The organism is Klebsiella sp. Lac1 (assembly GCF_009825425.1).
GTDB classification, from domain to species: domain Bacteria; phylum Pseudomonadota; class Gammaproteobacteria; order Enterobacterales; family Enterobacteriaceae; genus Klebsiella; species Klebsiella electrica.
The window spans coordinates 550,026-570,398 of the sequence record NZ_VJZJ01000002.1 but is presented as its reverse complement, the minus strand read 5'-3'; the positions used below and the strand labels follow the sequence as shown (position 1 = coordinate 570,398).

The following is a 20,373-nucleotide window of genomic DNA, read 5'->3' as shown; positions in this document are numbered from 1 at the left end:
GCAGCTCGCCGTACTGGGACGTCGGTTAAAATTTCGATTAAAACCCGCCTCGTCACAGCAAAAATCGATGGTGACGCACAATTAAAGCACTTTTGTCGCATAACAGAAGTGTCTATAAATACGGCAGGAAAGTCCACATTGAATATTTGCACAGCGTCACACTTTGCGATGTTATAGCAAAATAATCCATAAGATTAGCGAATACAGCCTGACGGTTTTTGTCGTGAATATCTACTGTTTCACCATGAATGGTTTTCTGCATGGAGTAACAGCATGGCAATTGCGATTGGCCTCGATTTTGGTAGTGATTCCGTACGCGCGCTGGCAGTGGAATGCGCCACCGGTGAGGAGCTGGCCACCAGCGTAGAGTGGTATCCGCGCTGGCAGGAGGGGCTGTTTTGCGATGGCCCGAACAACCGGTTTCGCCACCATCCGCGCGACTATATTGAATCGATGGAAGCCGCGCTGAAAAGTGTGTTGGCATTGTTAAGCGCCGGACAGCGTGATGAGGTGGTGGGTATCGGCGTCGATAGTACCGGCTCAACGCCGGCGCCTATCGATGCGGACGGCAACGTACTGGCGCTGCGCGAAGAGTTTGCCGATAACCCCAACGCCATGTTCGTGCTGTGGAAAGACCACACCGCGGTCGAAGAGGCGGAAGCCATTACTCGCCTGTGCCATCAGCCGGGCAAAGAGGACTACTCCCGCTACATCGGCGGTATCTACTCCAGCGAATGGTTCTGGGCCAAAATACTCCACGTCACCCGTCAGGACAGCGCCGTCGCCGAGGCAGCCGTTTCGTGGATTGAGCTGTGTGACTGGGTTCCCGCCCTGCTTTCCGGCACCACCCGCCCGCAGGATATTCGTCGCGGCCGCTGTAGCGCCGGGCATAAATCACTGTGGCATGAAAGCTGGGGCGGGCTGCCGCCGGCCAGCTTCTTCGATGAACTCGATCCGCTTATCAACCAGCACCTGAGCTGGCCGCTGTTTAGCGACACCTGGACCGCCGATGTCCCGGTCGGCACCCTCTGCGCCGAATGGGCGCAGCGCCTGGGCCTGCCGGAAACCGTCATCCTGTCCGGCGGCGCCTTCGACTGCCATATGGGCGCCGTCGGCGCCGGCGCGCAGCCCAATGCCCTGGTCAAAGTCATCGGCACCTCCACCTGCGACATTCTGATCGCCGACAAACAGAGCGTGGGCAATCGCACGGTCAAGGGGATCTGCGGCCAGGTCGATGGCAGCGTGGTTCCTGACTTTATTGGTATGGAAGCCGGACAATCCGCCTTCGGCGATATTTACGCCTGGTTTGGCCGTATTCTCGGCTGGCCGCTGGAACAGCTGGCGCAACAGCATCCGGAACTGAAAACACAGATCGCTGCCCAGCAAAAACAGCTGCTGCCATCGCTTACCGCGGCCTGGGCCAAAAACCCGTCGCTGGAACATTTGCCGGTGGTTCTGGACTGGTTTAACGGTCGTCGTACCCCTAATGCCAACCAGCGCCTGAAGGGGGTGATTACCGATCTCAATCTCGCCACCGATGCGCCAGCGCTCTTTGGCGGCCTGGTCGCGGCCACCGCCTTCGGCGCGCGCGCCATTATGGAGTGCTTCACCGAACAGGGTATCCCGGTCAACAACGTGATGGCGCTGGGCGGCATTGCCCGCAAAAACCCGATCATCATGCAGGCCTGCTGTGACGTGCTGAACCGTCCGCTGCAAATCGTCGCCTCCGATCAGTGCTGCGCGCTCGGCGCGGCTATCTTCGCCGCCGTCGCCGCAGGCGTGCATCAGGATATCCCAACGGCTCAGCACAGCATGGCAAGTGAGGTCGAAAGCACCCTGCAGCCGCGTCCTGCTCAGGCTCAACGCTTTGAACAACTTTACCAGCGCTACCAGCAGTGGTCGGTCAGCGCAGAACAACAGTATCTCCCTTCGGCTGCGAAGGCGGAAAAAGCCCCGCATTCTCAGGCAGCTCTCACCCATTAAGGACACGAAAATGACGATTTTTGATAACTACGAAGTATGGTTCGTGATTGGCAGCCAGCATCTGTATGGCCCGGAAGCGCTGCGTCAGGTCACGAAGCATGCCGAACATGTGGTGAACAGCCTGAATGCGCAAGCAAAGCTGCCATGTAAGCTGGTGTTAAAGCCGCTGGGCACCACGCCGGATGAAATCACCCATATCTGCCGCGACGCTAACTATGATGATAAATGCGCGGGTCTGGTGGTATGGCTGCACACCTTTTCTCCGGCCAAAATGTGGATTAACGGCCTGACTATCCTCAATAAGCCGCTGCTGCAGTTCCACACGCAATACAACGCGGCGCTGCCGTGGGACAGCATCGATATGGACTTTATGAACCTGAACCAGACCGCGCACGGCGGCCGCGAGTTCGGCTTCATCGGCGCGCGCATGCGCCAACAGCACAGCGTGGTCACCGGCCACTGGCAGGATCAGGTCGCCCATCAGCGTATTGGCGCCTGGATGCGTCAGGCGGTTTCTAAGCAGGATACCCGTCATCTGAAAGTCTGCCGCTTCGGCGACAACATGCGGGAAGTCGCGGTTACCGATGGCGATAAAGTTGCCGCCCAGATCAAATTCGGCTTCTCGGTCAATACCTGGGCGGTGGGCGATCTGGTTCAGGTGGTCAACAGCATCAGCGAGGGGGATATCAACGCGCTGGTGGATGAGTATGAAAGCAGCTATCGCCTGACCCCGGCGGCGCAGATCCACGGCGATAAGCGCCAGAATCTTCTCGACGCCGCGCGCATTGAGCTGGGGATGAAACGCTTCCTTGAACAGGGCGGTTTCCATGCCTTCACCACCACCTTTGAAGATTTACACGGCCTGAAGCAGCTCCCGGGCCTTGCCGTACAACGTCTGATGCAGCAGGGCTATGGCTTTGCCGGCGAAGGCGACTGGAAAACCGCCGCCCTGCTTCGCATCATGAAGGTGATGTCAACCGGTCTGCAGGGCGGCACCTCCTTTATGGAGGACTACACCTACCACTTCGATAACGGCAACGATCTGGTTCTGGGTTCACATATGCTGGAAGTCTGCCCAACTATCGCCACGGCAGACAAACCGATCCTCGACGTTCAGCCGCTGGGCATCGGCGGTAAAGCCGATCCGGCGCGCCTGATCTTCAACACGCAAACCGGCCCGGCGCTCGTCGCCAGCCTGATCGATCTTGGCGATCGTTTCCGCCTGCTGGTTAACACCATTGAAACGGTATCGACGCCGCACGATCTGCCGAAGCTGCCGGTTGCCAACGCGCTGTGGAAAGCCCAGCCGGATCTGCGCACCGCGTCTGAAGCCTGGATCATCGCCGGCGGCGCGCACCACACCGTCTTCAGCCACGCGCTGACGCTCGACGATATGCGTCAGTTTGCCGAGCTGCAGGATATCGAACTGGCGGTTATCGATAACGAAACCCGTCTGCCGTCCTTTAAAGACGCGCTGCGCTGGAACGAAGTTTATTACGCTTCAAAACGTTAACCACGGCAGCCAATTGCCCGGCGGCACCTCGTTTGCCGGGCCTACAAACTGCGGTTTTGTAGGCCGGGTCAGCGAAACGCCACCCGGCAAGGAGAACGCAATGCTCGAAGCCTTAAAGCAGCAGGTGCTTGAAGCCAACCTGGCCCTGCCGAAACACAATCTCGTTACTCTCACCTGGGGCAACGTCAGCGCCGTCGATCGCGAACGCGGCGTGCTGGTCATCAAACCATCGGGCGTCGACTACAGCGCGATGGGTACCGACGATATGGTGGTGGTGAGTCTTGAAAGCGGCGAAGTGGTCGAAGGGAACAAGAAACCCTCTTCAGATACGCCGACCCACCGCCTGCTCTACCAGGCTTTCCCGTCATTGGGCGGAATTGTCCATACCCATTCGCGCCATGCCACCATCTGGGCGCAGGCCGGACAAGCCATTCCGGCGACCGGCACCACTCATGCTGATTACTTCTACGGCCCGGTCCCTTGTACCCGTCTGATGACAGATGAGGAGATCAACGGCGAATATGAGTGGGAAACCGGACGCGTTATCGTTGAAACGTTCCGCGACCAGGGTATCGATCCAGCACAGATGCCCGGCGTGCTGGTGCATTCGCACGGCCCGTTCGCCTGGGGGAAAAACGCCGAAGACGCGGTACACAACGCTATCGTGCTGGAAGAGATCGCCTATATGGGCATCTTTTGCCGCCAGCTGGCGCCGCAGCTCCCCGCGATGCAGCAAACGCTGCTGGATAAACACTATCTGCGCAAGCACGGCGCGAAAGCCTATTACGGGCAATAAACCCGCGGTATCCCCGGCTCGCGCTCCGCTTAGCCGGGCTACTGGCGCTATTACGGGCAATAAACCCACGGTGTCCCCGGCTCGCGCTCCGCTTAGCCGGGCTACTGACGCACAGCGAGCTGCGGGCGGGTAGCCCGGACAGGCGCGCAAGCGCCGCCTCCGGGAAATAGCACGCGCCATACCTGTATAAAACCCCAGCATCATCGATTGAACCAGGCTATAATCAGGCCTGGTTTTAATTGATGAGAGCACGGCGTGACCCAGCCACGAGAAGGTTTCTTACTGACCCGTCACTGGCGGGATACCCCGCAAGGCACCGAGCTGTCCTTCTGGCTTGCCACCGACGGCGGCCCGCTTGAGGTCACCCTGCCGCCGCAGGAGTCGGTCGCCTTCATTCCCGAAGCGCAACGCGCCCAGGTCGAACGTCTGTTGCAGGGCGAAAACGGCCTGCGTCTCGCCCCGCTCGCCTTAAAAGACTTTCATCGTCAGCCGGTTTTCGGCCTCTATTGTCGCGCTCATCGCCAGCTGATGCGCCTGGAAAAAAAGCTGCGTGAAAACGGCATCACCGTTTACGAAGCCGATATCCGCCCACCGGAGCGCTATCTGATGGAGCGCTTCATCACCGCGCCGGTTTGGGTCGAAGGCGACGCGCGCGGCGCGCGGCTGATCAACGCCCGCATGAAACCCAACCCGCACTACCGGCCGCCGCTGAAGTGGGTGTCGCTGGATATTGAAACCAGCCGCCACGGCGAGCTGTACTGCATCGGGCTGGAAGGCTGCGGGCAACGGGTGGTCTACATGCTCGGCCCCGCCGCGCCCGACGCCCCCGCCGTCGATTTCCAGCTGGAGTACGTCGCCAGCCGCCCGCAGCTGCTGGAAAAACTCAATGCCTGGTTTGCCGAACACGACCCGGATGTGCTGATCGGCTGGAACGTTATCCAGTTCGACCTTAGGATCCTGCAAAAGCATGCCGAACGCTATCGCATTCCGCTGATGCTCGGCCGTGGGAATACGGAACTGGAGTGGCGCGAACATGGGTTTAAGCAGGGCGTCTTCTTTGCCCAGGCCAACGGCCGCCTGATTATCGACGGTATTGAGGCGCTGAAATCCGCCTTCTGGAACTTCTCCTCTTTTTCCCTTGAAGCGGTGGCGCGTGAGCTGCTCGGCGAGGGGAAAGCGATTGATAATCCCTGGGATCGGATGGACGAAATCGACCGCCGCTTCCACGAAGATAAACCGGCGCTGGCGACCTATAATCTGCAGGACTGCGAGCTGGTCACGCGTATCTTCCATAAAACGGAGATCATGCCGTTTCTGCTCGAACGAGCCACGGTCAACGGTTTGCCCGCCGACCGCCACGGGGGTTCCGTCGCCGCCTTCAGCCATCTCTATTTTCCACGCATGCACCGGTTGGGTTACGTCGCGCCTAACCTGGGCGAAGTGCCGCCGCAGGCCAGCCCCGGCGGTTACGTCATGGACTCGCGCCCCGGTCTCTACGATTCGGTGCTGGTACTGGATTATAAAAGCCTCTACCCTTCGATTATCCGCACCTTTTTGATAGACCCGGTCGGGCTTATCGAAGGGATGGCGCAGCCGGACAATGCGCACAGCACCGAGGGGTTTCTCGGCGCCCGTTTCTCGCGTCAGAACCATTGTCTACCGGGGATTGTCGGGCAAATCTGGCACGGCCGCGATGATGCCAAACGGCACAAGAACAACCCTCTTTCTCAGGCGCTGAAGATCATTATGAACGCCTTCTACGGCGTGCTCGGCACCAGCGCCTGCCGCTTTTTCGATCCCCGTCTGGCCTCTTCTATCACCATGCGCGGGCATGCGATTATGCGCCAGACCAAAGCGCTGATTGAGTCGCAGGGCTATGACGTTATCTACGGCGATACCGACTCCACCTTCGTCTGGCTTAAACGTCCTCATCGCGAAGAAGAGGCGACGCAAATCGGGCGCTCGCTGGTCGCTTTCGTCAACGACTGGTGGGCCGCAGAGCTGAGTAAAGACCAGCTCACCAGCACCCTTGAGCTGGAGTTTGAGACCCACTTCAGCCGCTTTTTAATGCCGACCATTCGCGGAGCCGATACCGGCAGCAAAAAACGCTACGCCGGGATGATTCAGGAGGGAGAAGCGCAGCGGATGGTCTTCAAAGGACTGGAGACGGTGCGTACCGACTGGACGCCGCTGGCCCAGCAGTTTCAGCAGGAGCTGTATCTGCGCATTTTCCGCCACCAGCCCTATCGCGACTATATTCTGCAAACCATTGCTAAGCTGATGAGCGGCGAGCTCGACGATCGCCTGATCTACCGTAAGCGCCTGCGCCGCCCGCTGGCCGAATACCAGCGCAACGTGCCGCCGCACGTCCGCGCCGCCCGGCTGGCCGATGAGCAAAACGTCAGGCTCGGCAGGCCGCAACAGTACCAGCAGCGCGGTAGCATCCAGTATGTCTGGACCACCAGCGGCCCGGAGCCGGTGGATTATCAGCTGTCGCCGCTTGATTATGAGCACTATTTGTCCAGGCAACTCCAGCCGGTCGCGGAAGGAATACTTCCCTTTGTCGACGATGATTTTGCTACAATAGTGACAGGGCAACTGGGGCTATTTTAATTTCCTCGCTCTTTCAATTTCCAGCCAACATATCTGCAAATTGAAGGACGACGAGGACGTGACGAACGAGCTGCCATCCAGTAATATAGCGCCCTTTCCATTCCTGGACCCAATTTTGATCTCCCTCTGGCTTGCCTGGAGAAGATTAACTATTGCCTGCAATTTAAGAACACAAGAGCTGAACATATATGCCTTTTACACTTGGTCAACGCTGGATTAGCGACACAGAGAGCGAACTGGGATTAGGGACGGTAGTTGCGCTGGATGCGCGTATGGTGACCCTGCTTTTCCCCGCCATCGGCGAAAACCGTCTGTACGCGCGCAATGATTCCCCGATCACCCGCGTGATGTTTAATCCCGGAGATACCATTACCAGCCATGAAGGCTGGCAGCTCCAGGTTGACGAAGTTAATGAAGAGAATGGCCTGCTGGCCTACACCGGTACCCGTCTCGATACCGAAGAGGCCAACGTCACGCTGCGCGAAGTGCTGCTCGACAGCAAACTGGTGTTCAGCAAGCCGCAGGACCGACTGTTCGCCGGCCAGATAGACAGGATGGACCGTTTTGCGCTGCGCTACCGTGCCCGCAAATACCAGAGCGAGCAGTACCGGATGCCGTGGAGCGGCCTGCGCGGACAGCGCACCAGCCTGATTCCCCACCAGCTGCATATCGCCCATGACGTCGGCCGCCGCCACGCGCCGCGCGTTCTGCTGGCCGATGAAGTCGGTCTGGGTAAAACCATCGAAGCCGGGATGATTCTGCATCAGCAGCTGCTTGCCGGCGCGGCGGAACGCGTGCTGATCATCGTCCCGGAAACCCTGCAGCATCAGTGGCTGGTTGAGATGCTGCGCCGCTTCAACCTGCGTTTCTCGCTGTTTGACGATGAGCGTTATGCCGAAGCCCAGCACGATGCCTACAACCCGTTCGAGACCGAACAGCTGGTTATCTGCTCGCTGGATTTCGTGCGCCGCAGCAAACAGCGCCTTGAGCACCTGTGCGACGCCGAATGGGATCTGATGATCGTCGATGAAGCGCACCACCTGGTGTGGAGCGAAGAAGCGCCGAGCCGCGAATATCAGGCAATCGAGCAGTTGGCCGAACGCGTGCCGGGCGTGCTGCTGCTGACCGCCACCCCGGAACAGCTGGGTATGGAAAGCCACTTCGCCCGTCTGCGCCTGCTGGACCCCAACCGCTTCCACGACTTCGAGCAGTTTGTTGAAGAACAACAGAATTATCGCCCGGTGGCCGATGCCGTCGCGCTGCTGCTGGCGGGTAACAAGCTGAGCGATAGCGAACTGAACACCCTCGGCGATCTGATCGGCGAGCAGGATATCGAACCGCTGCTGCAGGCCGCTAACAGCGATCGCGATGACGCCCAGGCCGCACGCCAGGAGCTGGTCTCGATGCTGATGGATCGCCACGGCACCAGCCGCGTGCTGTTCCGTAACACCCGTAACGGCGTCAAAGGCTTCCCGAAACGCGAGCTGCACACCATTCGTCTGCCGCTGCCCACCCAATATCAGACGGCGATTAAAGTCTCCGGCATTATGGGGGCGCGTAAAACCGCAGAAGAACGCGCGCGCGATATGCTCTACCCGGAGCAGATTTATCAGGAATTTGAAGGCGATACCGGTACCTGGTGGAACTTCGATCCGCGTGTTGAGTGGCTGATGGGCTACCTGACCAGCCACCGCTCGCAGAAAGTGCTGGTGATCTGCGCGAAAGCGACTACCGCGCTCCAGCTGGAGCAGGTGCTGCGCGAACGCGAAGGGATCCGCGCCGCGGTCTTCCACGAAGGCATGTCGATCATTGAGCGCGACCGCGCCGCCGCATGGTTCGCCGAAGAAGATACCGGCGCCCAGGTGCTGCTGTGTTCTGAAATTGGCTCCGAAGGCCGTAACTTCCAGTTTGCCAGCAACCTGGTGATGTTCGATCTGCCGTTCAACCCGGACCTGCTGGAGCAGCGTATTGGCCGTCTCGACCGTATCGGTCAGGCGCACGATATTCAGATCCACGTTCCGTATCTGGAAAGAACCGCGCAGTCCGTGCTGGTTCGCTGGTACCACGAAGGTCTGGATGCATTTGAACATACCTGCCCGACCGGCCGCACCGTGTACGACAGCGTGCATAACGAGCTGATTAATTATCTTGCCGCGCCGGAAACCAGCGAAGGCTTCGATGAGCTGATCAAAACCTGCCGCCAGCAGCACGATGCGCTGAAAGCGCAGCTGGAACAGGGTCGCGACCGCCTGCTGGAGATTCACTCCAACGGCGGAGAGCAGGCCCAGGCATTAGCTGAAAGCATTGAAGAGCAGGATGACGATACCAGCCTGATCGCCTTTGCCATGAACCTGTTCGATATTGTCGGCATCAACCAGGACGATCGCGGCGAGAACCTGATCGTGCTCACCCCTTCCGATCATATGCTGGTTCCGGACTTCCCGGGTCTGCCGGAAGACGGCTGCACTATCACCTTCGAACGAGATATTGCCCTGTCTCGCGAAGATGCGCAGTTCGTCACCTGGGAGCACCCGCTGATTATCAACGGCCTGGATCTGATCCTTTCCGGCGATACCGGCAGCAGCACTATCTCCCTGCTGAAGAACAAGGCGCTGCCGGTCGGTACATTGCTGCTGGAGCTGATTTACGTTGTCGAAGCGCAAGCGCCGAAACAACTGCAGCTTAAGCGCTTCCTGCCGGCGACGCCGGTGCGCATGCTGCTCGATAAAAACGGCAATAACCTCGCCGGTCAGGTGGAGTTTGAAAGCTTCAACCGCCAGCTGAGCGCCGTCAACCGTCATACCGGCAGCAAACTGGTCAACGCGGTACAGCAGGACGTGCATGCGATCCTCCAGCTCGGTGAGGCGCAGGTTGCCAAAGCCGCGCAGGCGCTGATCGACGCGGCCCGCGATGAAGCCAATGACAAGCTGTCGGCGGAACTCTCTCGTCTGGAAGCGTTGAAAGCGGTTAACCCGAACATCCGTGACGACGAGCTTTCGGCCATCGAGAGCAACCGTCAGCAGGTGATGGACGCGCTGGCGCAGGCTGGCTGGCGTCTCGATGCGCTGCGCTTAATCGTGGTCACCCACCAGTAACGGAACGCGAATATGGCGATGGAAAACTACAATCCGCCACAGGATCCCTGGCTGGTTATCCTCTATCAGGATGAGCACATCATGGTGGTCAACAAGCCGAGCGGCTTGTTGTCCGTCCCGGGGAGACTGGAGGAGCATAAAGACAGCGTGATGACGCGCGTGCAGCGCGACTTCCCGCAGGCCGAGTCGGTGCACCGCCTCGACATGGCTACCAGCGGCGTGATTGTGGTGGCGCTGACCAAAGCGGCGGAGCGCGAGCTGAAGCGTCAGTTTCGCGAGCGTGAGCCGAAGAAGCAGTACGTCGCCCGCGTGTGGGGGCATCCGGAAAAAGCGGAAGGGCTGGTGGATTTACCGCTGATCTGCGACTGGCCGAACCGGCCAAAGCAGAAGGTGTGTTACGAAACCGGTAAAGCGGCGCAAACTGAGTATGAAGTGCTGGAGTATGCCGACGATAACAGCGCCCGCGTGCGCCTGAAGCCGATTACCGGGCGTTCACATCAGCTGCGCGTACATATGCTGGCGCTGGGCCATCCGATTCTTGGCGATCGCTTTTATGCGACGCCAGAGGCGCTGGCGATGGCCCCACGGCTGCTGCTGCACGCCGAAACGCTGACCATTACCCATCCGGCCTACGGCAACGCGATGACCTTTCGCGCGCCCGTCGATTTCTGATCGGGCGTTTACCCCGGGTGGCGGCGCATACGCCTTACCCGGGCTACACGTTCTGACTACCGGCGGTTAATCGCGGGCAAACCACGCATCGATCATCTGCTCAACGCGGGTGACAACCTCTTCGGCATCATGGCGATGCAGGCTCTCGCAGGTCTGAGCGGCATCATCGCACAGCAGGCAACGGCGCGTACTTTCATCCTGCACCTGCCGGCCTTGTTGCGGACAAATCACTTCGATATTCCATAAGCGGCCAAGCGGATGAGTCTGTAGCAGCTCCGTGCATAGCGCCTTGACCTCGCTGGCAGAATGCTCAACGCACCACAGCGCCTCCGGCCCGGTTGGCAACCACAGCACCTGACGGTCCAGCGTTTTCCAGCGGCGCTTCCACAACAGCTGGTCGCAGGCCTGCAGCGCCACGCCCATCATATTGCGATAGCGGATGCTGTCTTTTACCGCGCCCGGCGTCACCAGCGTCAGCGCAATGACCGGTTGTTGATAATGGCCAAGCCACTCGGCCTGGCGCGCTGCACGCTGCACTTTCGTCGCCAGCTCGGTTTCTACGCTGGCGCCCGCACGGGCGGGAGTATCCACAGACATTAATTCCTCTCCTTCACTTGATAAAATGACGACGACAAAGCCGCCGCCGCGATAGCGGATTACGCTGCTGATTGTATCGCTAAACGAACAGAATTTAGGGCACGGGACAAAGAAATTTTCTTCGTCCCGTGGAGGAAAATTGCAGGTTTTCCTGTTAGCGCAGAGCTAAATCATGCCAGGAAATGACTGAGGAACAGCAAACCCAATGAAACATTAATCGCGCCGCCAATACGGGTGGCGATTTGGGCGAACGGCATCAGGCTCATACGGTTGCCGGAGGTCAGAATCGCCACATCGCCGGTGCCTCCCTGACCACTCTGGCAGCAGGAGACAATCGCCACATCAATCGGGTGCATGCCTGTCTTTTTACCGACCAGGAACCCGGTCGCCACCAACGCCGAGACGGTGCTGACGATCACCAGCAGATTCGTTATCGTAAAGGCGTTCACCAGCTCCTGCCACGGGGTAATGGCCACGCCCACGGCAAACAGAATCGGGTAGGTCACCGCGGTGCGGAAGAATTTATAGACCATCTGCGATCCTTCCTGCAGGCGCGGCGAGACGCCGTTAACCAGTTTGAGCAGTACCGCCAGAAACAGCATGCCCACCGGCGCCGGTAAACCGGTCATTTTCTGCCCCAGCATCCCCAGCATATACAGCAGCACGGCCAGCAGAGCGCCGGATGCCAGCGTCGTCACGTCGGCCTTGCCAGCGGAGGTCTCAGCATCGTCCGCCCGATGCGTTTCATTGCGGCGGTTCGGCATCAGTTGACCTTCACCGGTCAGATGCGGGAAGCGCTTGCCCAGTTGGTTCAGGCAACCGGCAATCACTATTGCCGTCAGGCTGCCCAGCATCACCATCGGCAACACGCGGCCTAATGCCACGCCCTGATCCATATGCATCAGGGCGGCATAGCCGATTGACAGTGGAATCGCCCCCTCTCCTACGCCACCGGCCATAATCGGCAGCACGATAAAGAAGAACACCTGAAACGGCGCCATCCCCAGGGCCGTACCGACGCCGATGCCCACCAGCATGCCGACGATTTCACCGCACAGCATCGGGAAGAAGATACGCAGAAAGCCCTGAATCAGAGTCGTGCGGTTCATGCTCATAATGCTGCCGACGATAATGCAGCAGATATAGAGATAAAGAATATTGGTCGATTTGTAGAATTTGGTCGTGGATTCCACCACCACTTCCGGCAGCAGGCCGTAATGCACCAGCGCGGAAGGGATAAAGGTGGCGCAGATAGCCGCCGCGCCCAGCTTACCGAGGATCGGCAGGCGCTTGCCAAACTCACCGCAGGCAAAACCGAAAAAGGCCAGCGTCGCGACCATGACCACGATATCGCTCGGCAACTTTCCGCCCAGACAGTCGAGGGCGATTAATCCGCCGGCCAGCAGGAACAAAGGCAGCGGGATAATCCCGACTTTCATATTATCCATCACGTGCCACCAGCGTTGTTTGAGGGTGGCTTTCGGGGTGTTGATGGGATCGAGGGTCGCAGAGAATGCATTGTCAGTGGTGCTCATAGGTTTGGCCCTTTCGTTATTATTCATTTTTGAGATTAGGGAGCCTGAAGCAGACTTAATGTGAAGCGTGACGAATTAGAAATGAAGTTTTAATGGTCATTATGGTTTTTATGGTTTCTATTCCACGACGTGATATCTCTCTGATTTATTAGCGTGGTTTTTATGGTTTTTATTGCACGCCAGAGGGGAATACTGCGACGAGCCTCTTCGCGAGGTCTCGTCACCGCTGACCACCGCGGGCTCCGGCGGATTGACCGACCGTCCGCGATACGCTCAGGCGCAATAAGCGGCCTGCCGTGGTGTCTTGATAAATCATCGCCAGTAGATGATTCTGGTTTCTCATCGCCTGCGGCAACGTTCACCCCGTTGCCGCCTAACCCATATCGGCGCCGGGAAAATGTTACCGTGCCGGTAGCGCAGAGACGTTGCACACGACTTATGAAGGTTTCCTTTCAATTTAAGCTGTTTATTTCGCTGGTCGCCTTTTTCTCCGTATTATTCGCGCTGCTGGGCGTCTATTACTACATCGATGCCAGTCATCAGCTTTATCAGGAAATGAGTACCCGCGCCAAAATACAGGCTGAAGAGATCGCGCTGATGCCGGATTTACGCCAGCAGGTTATTGCGAAAGACCGGCAGCCGCTAACGTCATTGATGCAAAAAATCGCCGCCCGCAGCGACGCGAGCTTTATTGTTATTGGCGACGCGCAGGGGGTGCATCTGTTTCATTCCGTCCACCCGGAGTGGGTCGGTACCCGGCTGGTGGGCGGTGATAATCAGGCGGTGCTGGAAGGGAAAAGCGTCACCACCATCCGTAAAGGCGGGCTTGGGGTGTCGCTGCGCAGCAAGGCGCCCATCGTCGACGCCACCGGCCGGGTTGTGGGCATCGTCTCCGTGGGTTACCTGACCAGTTATCTCGATAGCATCACGCTGACAAAGGTCATCAATATCTTCGCCGCCGCCGTGCTACTGCTGATCGCGCTGTTTATTTTCTCCTGGTATTTTACCCGCAGCATAAAAAAACAAATTTTTTCGCTGGAACCGCGAGAAATCGGCCTGCTGGTACGCCAACAAAAGGCGATGATGGAATCGATCTATGAGGGCGTTATCGTTATCGATCGCCAGCGGCGTATCGAGGTGATCAATCACGCCGCGCGCAGCCTGCTGGGACTGAGCAAGCCCGCGCGGCTGCTACGCGGCCAGTCGATCGACAGCGTCATCGCCCCGCAACCCTTTTTCGCCAGCGATGAAATGCTGGAAAACGACACTCACGATGAGCTGTGCCGCTTCAACCAACTGACCGTCCTCGCCAGCCGGGTGCGCATCATGCTGGAGGAGTCGCTGCAGGGCTGGGTGATTACTTTCCGCGATCGTGATGAAATCAACTCCCTCAGTGCCCAGCTAAGCCAGGTTAAACGCTATGTTGATAACCTGCGCATCATGCGCCATGAACAGCTGAACCGAATGACCACGCTCTCCGGTCTGCTGCATATGGGGCACTATGACGAAGCGATTCGCTATATTCAGGCGCAGTCGGAACATGCGCAGGAGCTGCTGGACTTTATCTCTTCCCGGTTCAGCTCGCCGACGCTCTGCGGCCTGCTGCTGGGTAAGGCTGCCCGCGCCCGCGAAAAAGGGGTGGCGCTCAGCTTTGACCCCGCCTGTCAGCTCGACCGGCCGCTGTCTGCCTTAATTGAACCGGAGCTGATTTCGATTATCGGCAACCTGCTGGATAACGCCATTGAAGCCACGCAGCGTGCCGAACTGCCGCACGAGCCGGTGGAAGTGCTGATTCAACTGAATGCCCGCGAGCTGATGATTGAAGTTGCCGACCGTGGCATCGGTATTGACCCGGCTATCCGCGATCATATCTTTGAACGCGGTATTACCACCAAAACCCGTGGCGATCACGGTATCGGCCTGTATCTTATTGAACATTATGTGACACAGGCTGGCGGCACCATTGAAGTCGCCGATAACTCACCGCGCGGCGCGATCTTTACGCTGTTTATCCCCGCCGACGGCCCTGTTCATCCCCGACACGAGGCGAACTATGCATCATGATCTGGTCGATGTGTTGATCATCGAAGATGAAAGCGAGCTGGCGAGGCTGCATGCCGAGCTGATTCAGAAGCATCCGCGTATGCGGCTGACGGGCATGGCCGCCTCCCTCTCCCAGGCGCGGCAGATGCTCAATAGCCAACCGCCGCAGCTGATACTGCTCGATAACTATTTACCCGACGGCAAAGGGGTCATATTGATGACCGACCCGATTCTGGCAGAGGCCAACTGCTCGGTGATTTTTATTACCGCCGCCAGCGATATGGAAACCTGTAGTCAGGCGATCCGCAACGGCGCCTTCGACTACATTCTTAAACCCGTCTCCTGGAAACGTCTGAGCCAGTCGCTGGAGCGTTTCGTGCAGTTTTACGATCAGCAGCGAGAATGGAAAATCGTCGATCAGCAAAACGTTGATTCGCTGTACCAGTTGCAGGCGAAGAACTATCGCGCCGATAGCGGCGGCAGTAAGGGGATCGAGGAGAAAACGCTGGCGCTGGTGCAAAATCTGTTCAGCGGCCGGGAAAATCACAGTTTTTCCGTGGATGAGGTGGTAAACGACGCCGGGTTAAGTAAAACCACCGCCCGCCGTTACCTGGAGCACTGTGTGGAAATCGGTTATCTCGAAGTGGAGATGTTGTACGGAAAGATTGGTCACCCGCGCCGGATGTACCGACGCGCTCAAAGCACATCATGAGGTCTCTCCCGCCGGGGAGAGACCTGCGGCTCAGAACCCGCGCTGCTCTTTGATAAGCTCCCAGGCTTTCTGAATATCCTGGGCTTTCTGCTTCGCCATCTCCATCATTTCAGGCGGCAACCCTTTTGCCACCAGCTTATCCGGATGGTGTTCGCTCATCAGCTTGCGATAGGCGCGCTTCACGGTCGCGGCATCATCGGTAGGCTTCACGCCCAGCACGTTGCATGCATCCTCCAGCGTTGGCCCGCGCTGCGCCTGCTGCCAGCCGGCATTTCTGCCGCTCTGGCCATACGAGCCCTGTTGAGAACCGTCGCCGAACTGAGCGCCGCCCTGCATCATGCGCAGGAACTGCTCGAACTGCGCGCGGGAAATCCCCAGCTCATCGGCAATCACAAACAGAACTTCACGTTCATTAGGATGTAATTCGCCATCGGCGAAGGCCGTCTGCAGCTGAATTTCCAGAAACATCCGAATCAAATCGAAGCGTCCGAAACAGACGCTGCGCAGCTGGCGCATTTTCTCGCGCAGCGGATAATCATCTGATTTCCCTACGCGAAAGGCCTGCTGTGCCGCCGTGCGCGACTCGCCATGCAAATTCATGCGATCCATCAGGATGTTGGCGACATGAATGTCGGCTTCGGTGACGCGACCTTTGGATTTGGTTAAATGACCCATCACCTCAAAGGTGGTGGAGAAAAACAGCGACTGCCGCTCCTGCTGGTTGGCAAACACATTGATACGGCGGCTTCGCGCCCGGTCAAATATATGGCCGACCAGCAGGCCCAGCACCAGTCCCCAAAAGCCTGCGCCCATCATCAGCGCGACCGCAACCCCAATTATTTTTCCCAAATACTGCATAGACTCCCCAATCTTTCCGCCGCCAGTTAAGCTATATATGACCGCACGTTACAAAGCGCTGACGCTTCGGTCAATTGTGGGACATAGCCTATATTTTGCTTTATCATACTCGTCATTCTACACGGTGCCTAACGCTCGGGATTCAAACCGGCAGGATTAACACTAGCGCGATGAAGATGAGTACGTTAGGCTCTGACCGTTTGCAAGCCGCTGCCACAAGATGACGGAACAACAAATACAACGTATGAAAAAACGTATTCCCAGCCTCCTGGCCACCATGATCGCCAGCGCCTTGTATAGCCAACAAGGCCTCGCCGCCGATCTCGCCACGCAATGTATGCTTGGCGTACCAAGCTATAATCGTCCCCTCGTTGAAGGCCAGACTAACGAGCTGCCGGTGACGATCAATGCCGATCATGCGAAGGGCAATTATCCTGATAACGCCGTCTTTACCGGTAATGTTGATATTAACCAGGGTAATAGTCGTCTCCAGGCGGATGAGGTCCAGCTTCATCAGCAGCAGGCTGCTGGCCAGCCTCAGCCCGTGCGCACGGTTGACGCGCTCGGCAACGTTCACTATGACGATAATCAGGTTATCCTGAAAGGTCCGAAAGGCTGGGCAAACCTCAACACTAAAGACACCAACGTCTGGCAGGGTGATTACCAGATGGTCGGTCGTCAGGGCCGCGGTACCGCCGACCTGATGAAACAGCGCGGCGAAAACCGCTACACCATTCTGGAAAACGGCAGCTTTACCTCCTGTCTGCCGGGTTCTGACACCTGGAGCGTCGTCGGTAGCGAAGTTATCCACGACCGCGAAGAGCAGGTGGCGGAAATCTGGAACGCCCGTTTCAAACTCGGTTCGGTCCCTGTTTTTTATAGTCCCTACCTGCAGCTGCCGGTGGGCGACAAACGCCGTTCTGGCTTCCTGATTCCGAACGCCAAATACAGCACCAAGAACGGCGTCGAGTTTTCACTGCCGTACTACTGGAATATCGCGCCGAACTTTGACGCCACCCTGACGCCGCACTATATGAGCGAGCGCGGCGGCGTAATGTGGGAAAACGAATTCCGTTATCTGACCAAAGCCGGTATGGGCCTGTTCGAGTTTGACTACCTGCCGTCGGATAAAGTCTACCAGGACGACCACTCCAGCGACAGCAACAGCCGCCGCTGGTTGTTCTACTGGAACCACTCTGGCGTGATTGACCAGGTATGGCGCCTTAACGCCGACTACACCAAGGTCAGCGATCCGAACTACTTTAACGATTTCAGCTCGAAATACGGCTCCAGTACCGACGGCTACGCCACGCAGAAATTCAGCGCGGGCTACGTCAACCAGAACTTCGACGCGACCGTGTCGACCAAACAGTTCCAGGTCTTCAACCGTGAGTCGAGTAATTCCTACGCCGCTCAGCCGCAGTTGGATGTCAACTATTACCAGAATGATGTCGGTCCGTTCGATACTCATCTCTATGGGCAGGCGGTGCATTTCGTCAACACCAACGGCAACATGCCGGAAGCCACGCGTGTTCACTTCGAACCGACGATCAACCTGCCGCTGTCTAACGGCTGGGGCAGTATTAATACCGAAGCCAGGCTGCTGGCAACGCACTATCAGCAGAGCAACCTCGATGACTACAACGCCGCCAATAACACCAACTATAAAGAGTCGGTTAACCGCGTGATGCCGCAGTTTAAAGTCGACGGGAAAATGGTCTTCGAGCGCGATATGCAGGAGGGGTTCACCCAGACGCTGGAACCGCGTATGCAGTATCTGTATATCCCGTATCGCGATCAGAGCCAAATCGGCTCCTACGACTCCACGCTGCTGCAGTCAGACTACAGCGGCCTGTTCCGCGACCGCAGCTACAGCGGCCTGGACCGTATTGCTTCCGCGAACCAGGTCACTACCGGCGTAACTTCGCGCGTATATGATTCCGCCGCCGTTGAACGTTTTAATATTTCCGTTGGTCAAATCTATTATTTCACCGAGTCCCGGACCGGTGATGACAACATCAACTGGGAGAACAACAACACAACGGGTTCACTGGTATGGGCCGGCGATACTTACTGGCGCATCGCCGATAACTGGGGTTTACGCGGGGGAATTCAGTACGATACTCGTCTGGCTAACGTCGCTACCGGTAACGGCACCGTGGAATACCGTCGCGATGAAAACCGCTTAATACAGCTTAACTATCGTTATGCCAGCCCGGAATACATTCAGGCCACGCTGCCGTCGTACTCCACCGCTGAGCAGTACAAAAATGGTATTTCTCAGGTGGGCATGGCCGCCAGCTGGCCGATCGTCGATCGCTGGTCGGTGGTGGGCGCGTACTACTTTGACACCAATACCAAAAAGAGCGCTAACCAGATGTTAGGGGTGCAATATAACTCGTGCTGTTACGCTATTCGCCTTGGCTACGAACGTAAGATCAACGGCTGGACCAACAACGGCAATGGCAGCGGCGAGAGCAAATATGACAACACCTTTGGCTTTAACATCGAGTTGCGTGGCCTGAGCTCCAACTACGGTCTCGGCACCCAGCAGATGCTGCGTTCGAACATTTTACCGTACCAGAACTCCCTGTGATGTGGCTGGTTTAAAACGTAATCCGCATTTGCGGTTAATTGAAATGGAAAAAGTATGAAGAACTGGAAAACGCTGCTTCTCGGTATCGCCATGATCGCGAATACCAGTTTCGCTGCCCCACAGGTTGTCGATAAAGTAGCGGCTGTCGTCAATAATGGCGTTGTTCTTGAAAGCGACGTCGATGGCTTATTGCAATCGGTTAAGCTTAATGCTGGCCAGGCCGGTCAACAGCTGCCCGATGACGCGACCTTACGTCATCAGATCCTCGAAAGACTGATCATGGACCAGATAGTTCTGCAGATGGGCCAGAAGATGGGCATGAAAATCACTGACGATCAGGTCGATCAGGCGATTGCCAACATCGCGAAACAGAACAACATGACCCTGGATCAGATGCGCAGCCGTCTGGCCTATGACGGTCTTAACTACAGCACCTACCGTAATCAGATTCGTAAAGAGATGCTGATTGCGGAAGTGCGTAACAACGAAGTCCGTCGTCGCATCACCGTGCTGCCGCAGGAAGTCGAATCGCTGGCAAAACAGATTGGCGATCAGAACGATGCCAGCACCGAGCTGAACCTCAGCCACATCCTGATTCCGCTGTCAGAAAACCCGACCTCCGACGACGTAGCGAAAGCGCAGGAACAGGCTAACTCTATCGCTGAGCAGGCGCGCAGCGGCGCTGACTTCGGTAAGCTGGCTATCACCTACTCTGCCGACCAGCAGGCGCTGAAAGGCGGCCAGATGGGCTGGGGCCGTATTCAGGAACTGCCGGGGATCTTCGCCCAGGCGCTGAGCACCGCGAAGAAAGGCGATATTATCGGCCCGATTCGCTCTGGCGTCGGCTTCCATATTCTGAAAGTGAACGATATGCGCGGCGGCAGCAAGAACATCTCCGTCACCGAAGTTCACGCCCGTCACATTTTGCTGAAGCCGTCGCCTATCATGAATGACGAACAGGCGCGGGTTAAACTGGAGCAGATTGCCGCCGATATTAAGAGCGGGAAAACCACCTTCGCTAAAGCGGCGAAAGAGTTCTCCGAAGATCCGGGCTCCGCGAACCAGGGCGGCGATTTAGGCTGGGCAACGCCAGATATCTTCGATCCGGCGTTCCGCGATGCGCTGATGCGTCTGAACAAAGGCCAGACCAGCGCGCCGGTTCACTCCTCCTTCGGCTGGCACCTGATTGAACTGCTGGACAGCCGTCAGGTCGACAGAACCGACGCCGCGCAGAAAGACCGCGCGTACCGGATGCTGATGAACCGTAAGTTCTCTGAAGAAGCGGCAACCTGGATGCAGGAACAACGCGCCAGCGCTTACGTCAAAATTCTGAGCAACTAATATCACGGCCTCATACACA

13 protein-coding genes are annotated in these 20,373 nt (G+C 57.6%); 10 read left to right on the top strand and 3 right to left on the bottom strand.

What is annotated here, in order from left to right; all coding sequences use genetic code 11:
- Nucleotides 1-273 precede the first annotated feature (273 nt).
- The 6 genes from araB (at nt 274) to rluA (ending at nt 10,672) form a co-directional block, all read left to right on the top strand.
- Nucleotides 274-1,983: a ribulokinase gene (gene araB / locus FNY10_RS18125; protein ID WP_141965333.1), complete on the top strand. Its 1,710-nt coding sequence runs from the start codon at nt 274-276 to the stop codon at nt 1,981-1,983.
- A gap of 10 nt (nt 1,984-1,993) precedes the next feature.
- A complete protein-coding gene (gene araA, locus FNY10_RS18120; RefSeq protein ID WP_100682584.1) occupies nt 1,994-3,496 on the top strand; it encodes an L-arabinose isomerase in 1,503 nt (500 codons plus the stop codon).
- 100 nt (nt 3,497-3,596) lie between these two features.
- Nucleotides 3,597-4,292 (top strand): L-ribulose-5-phosphate 4-epimerase, encoded by a 696-nt coding sequence (gene araD / locus FNY10_RS18115; RefSeq protein WP_160702315.1) that lies wholly within the window; start codon nt 3,597-3,599, stop codon nt 4,290-4,292.
- Nucleotides 4,293-4,547: 255 nt separating this feature from the next.
- Nucleotides 4,548-6,905 (top strand): DNA polymerase II, encoded by a 2,358-nt coding sequence (polB, locus tag FNY10_RS18110; protein WP_100682586.1) that lies wholly within the window; start codon nt 4,548-4,550, stop codon nt 6,903-6,905.
- A gap of 188 nt (nt 6,906-7,093) precedes the next feature.
- Nucleotides 7,094-10,000 carry an RNA polymerase-associated protein RapA gene (gene rapA, locus FNY10_RS18105; protein WP_131049217.1) on the top strand — a complete coding sequence of 969 codons (2,907 nt, stop codon included), beginning with the start codon at nt 7,094-7,096 and terminating at the stop codon, nt 9,998-10,000.
- A 12-nt stretch (nt 10,001-10,012) separates the two neighbouring features.
- Nucleotides 10,013-10,672 carry a bifunctional tRNA pseudouridine(32) synthase/23S rRNA pseudouridine(746) synthase RluA gene (rluA, locus tag FNY10_RS18100; protein ID WP_100682588.1) on the top strand — a complete coding sequence of 220 codons (660 nt, stop codon included), beginning with the start codon at nt 10,013-10,015 and terminating at the stop codon, nt 10,670-10,672.
- A gap of 66 nt (nt 10,673-10,738) precedes the next feature.
- Here the strand turns inward: rluA and citX are convergent, their stop codons facing one another.
- Nucleotides 10,739-11,269, bottom strand: a complete 531-nt coding sequence (citX, locus tag FNY10_RS18095; RefSeq protein ID WP_160702316.1) for a citrate lyase holo-[acyl-carrier protein] synthase — start codon at nt 11,267-11,269, stop codon at nt 10,739-10,741.
- 170 nt (nt 11,270-11,439) lie between these two features.
- Nucleotides 11,440-12,804: a 2-hydroxycarboxylate transporter family protein gene (locus tag FNY10_RS18090; protein WP_100682590.1), complete on the bottom strand. Its 1,365-nt coding sequence runs from the start codon at nt 12,802-12,804 to the stop codon at nt 11,440-11,442.
- 438 nt (nt 12,805-13,242) lie between these two features.
- Here FNY10_RS18090 and FNY10_RS18085 point away from each other — a divergent pair, with 438 nt between their 5' ends.
- Together FNY10_RS18085 and FNY10_RS18080 are read left to right on the top strand one after the other, a co-directional pair.
- Complete coding sequence (locus FNY10_RS18085) at nt 13,243-14,868, top strand: ATP-binding protein (RefSeq protein ID WP_131049215.1); 1,626 nt, start codon at nt 13,243-13,245, stop codon at nt 14,866-14,868.
- Nucleotides 14,858-15,559, top strand: coding sequence for a response regulator (locus FNY10_RS18080; RefSeq protein WP_160702317.1), 702 nt, complete (start codon nt 14,858-14,860; stop codon nt 15,557-15,559). The genes FNY10_RS18085 and FNY10_RS18080 overlap by 11 nt, the downstream gene beginning before the upstream one ends.
- Before the next feature lie 30 nt (nt 15,560-15,589).
- Here the strand turns inward: FNY10_RS18080 and djlA are convergent, their stop codons facing one another.
- Nucleotides 15,590-16,417, bottom strand: coding sequence for a co-chaperone DjlA (gene djlA, locus FNY10_RS18075; protein ID WP_160702318.1), 828 nt, complete (start codon nt 16,415-16,417; stop codon nt 15,590-15,592).
- 244 nt (nt 16,418-16,661) lie between these two features.
- Between djlA and lptD the strand changes: the two genes are divergently transcribed.
- Nucleotides 16,662-19,013: an LPS assembly protein LptD gene (gene lptD, locus FNY10_RS18070; protein WP_100682594.1), complete on the top strand. Its 2,352-nt coding sequence runs from the start codon at nt 16,662-16,664 to the stop codon at nt 19,011-19,013.
- Nucleotides 19,014-19,067: 54 nt separating this feature from the next.
- Nucleotides 19,068-20,354 carry a peptidylprolyl isomerase SurA gene (gene surA / locus FNY10_RS18065; protein WP_160702319.1) on the top strand — a complete coding sequence of 429 codons (1,287 nt, stop codon included), beginning with the start codon at nt 19,068-19,070 and terminating at the stop codon, nt 20,352-20,354.
- Nucleotides 20,355-20,373 lie beyond the last annotated feature (19 nt).

Coding starts and splice junctions, on each gene's coding strand:
- citX (WP_160702316.1), bottom strand. CDS start 11,269: ATGTCTGTGGATACTCCCGCCCGTGCGGGCGCCAGCGTAGAAACCGAG.
- djlA (WP_160702318.1), bottom strand. CDS start 16,417: ATGCAGTATTTGGGAAAAATAATTGGGGTTGCGGTCGCGCTGATGATG.
- FNY10_RS18085 (WP_131049215.1), top strand. CDS start 13,243: ATGAAGGTTTCCTTTCAATTTAAGCTGTTTATTTCGCTGGTCGCCTTT.
- surA (WP_160702319.1), top strand. CDS start 19,068: ATGAAGAACTGGAAAACGCTGCTTCTCGGTATCGCCATGATCGCGAAT.
- FNY10_RS18080 (WP_160702317.1), top strand. CDS start 14,858: ATGCATCATGATCTGGTCGATGTGTTGATCATCGAAGATGAAAGCGAG.
- araD (WP_160702315.1), top strand. CDS start 3,597: ATGCTCGAAGCCTTAAAGCAGCAGGTGCTTGAAGCCAACCTGGCCCTG.
- rapA (WP_131049217.1), top strand. CDS start 7,094: ATGCCTTTTACACTTGGTCAACGCTGGATTAGCGACACAGAGAGCGAA.
- araB (WP_141965333.1), top strand. CDS start 274: ATGGCAATTGCGATTGGCCTCGATTTTGGTAGTGATTCCGTACGCGCG.
- lptD (WP_100682594.1), top strand. CDS start 16,662: ATGAAAAAACGTATTCCCAGCCTCCTGGCCACCATGATCGCCAGCGCC.
- araA (WP_100682584.1), top strand. CDS start 1,994: ATGACGATTTTTGATAACTACGAAGTATGGTTCGTGATTGGCAGCCAG.
- rluA (WP_100682588.1), top strand. CDS start 10,013: ATGGCGATGGAAAACTACAATCCGCCACAGGATCCCTGGCTGGTTATC.
- FNY10_RS18090 (WP_100682590.1), bottom strand. CDS start 12,804: ATGAGCACCACTGACAATGCATTCTCTGCGACCCTCGATCCCATCAAC.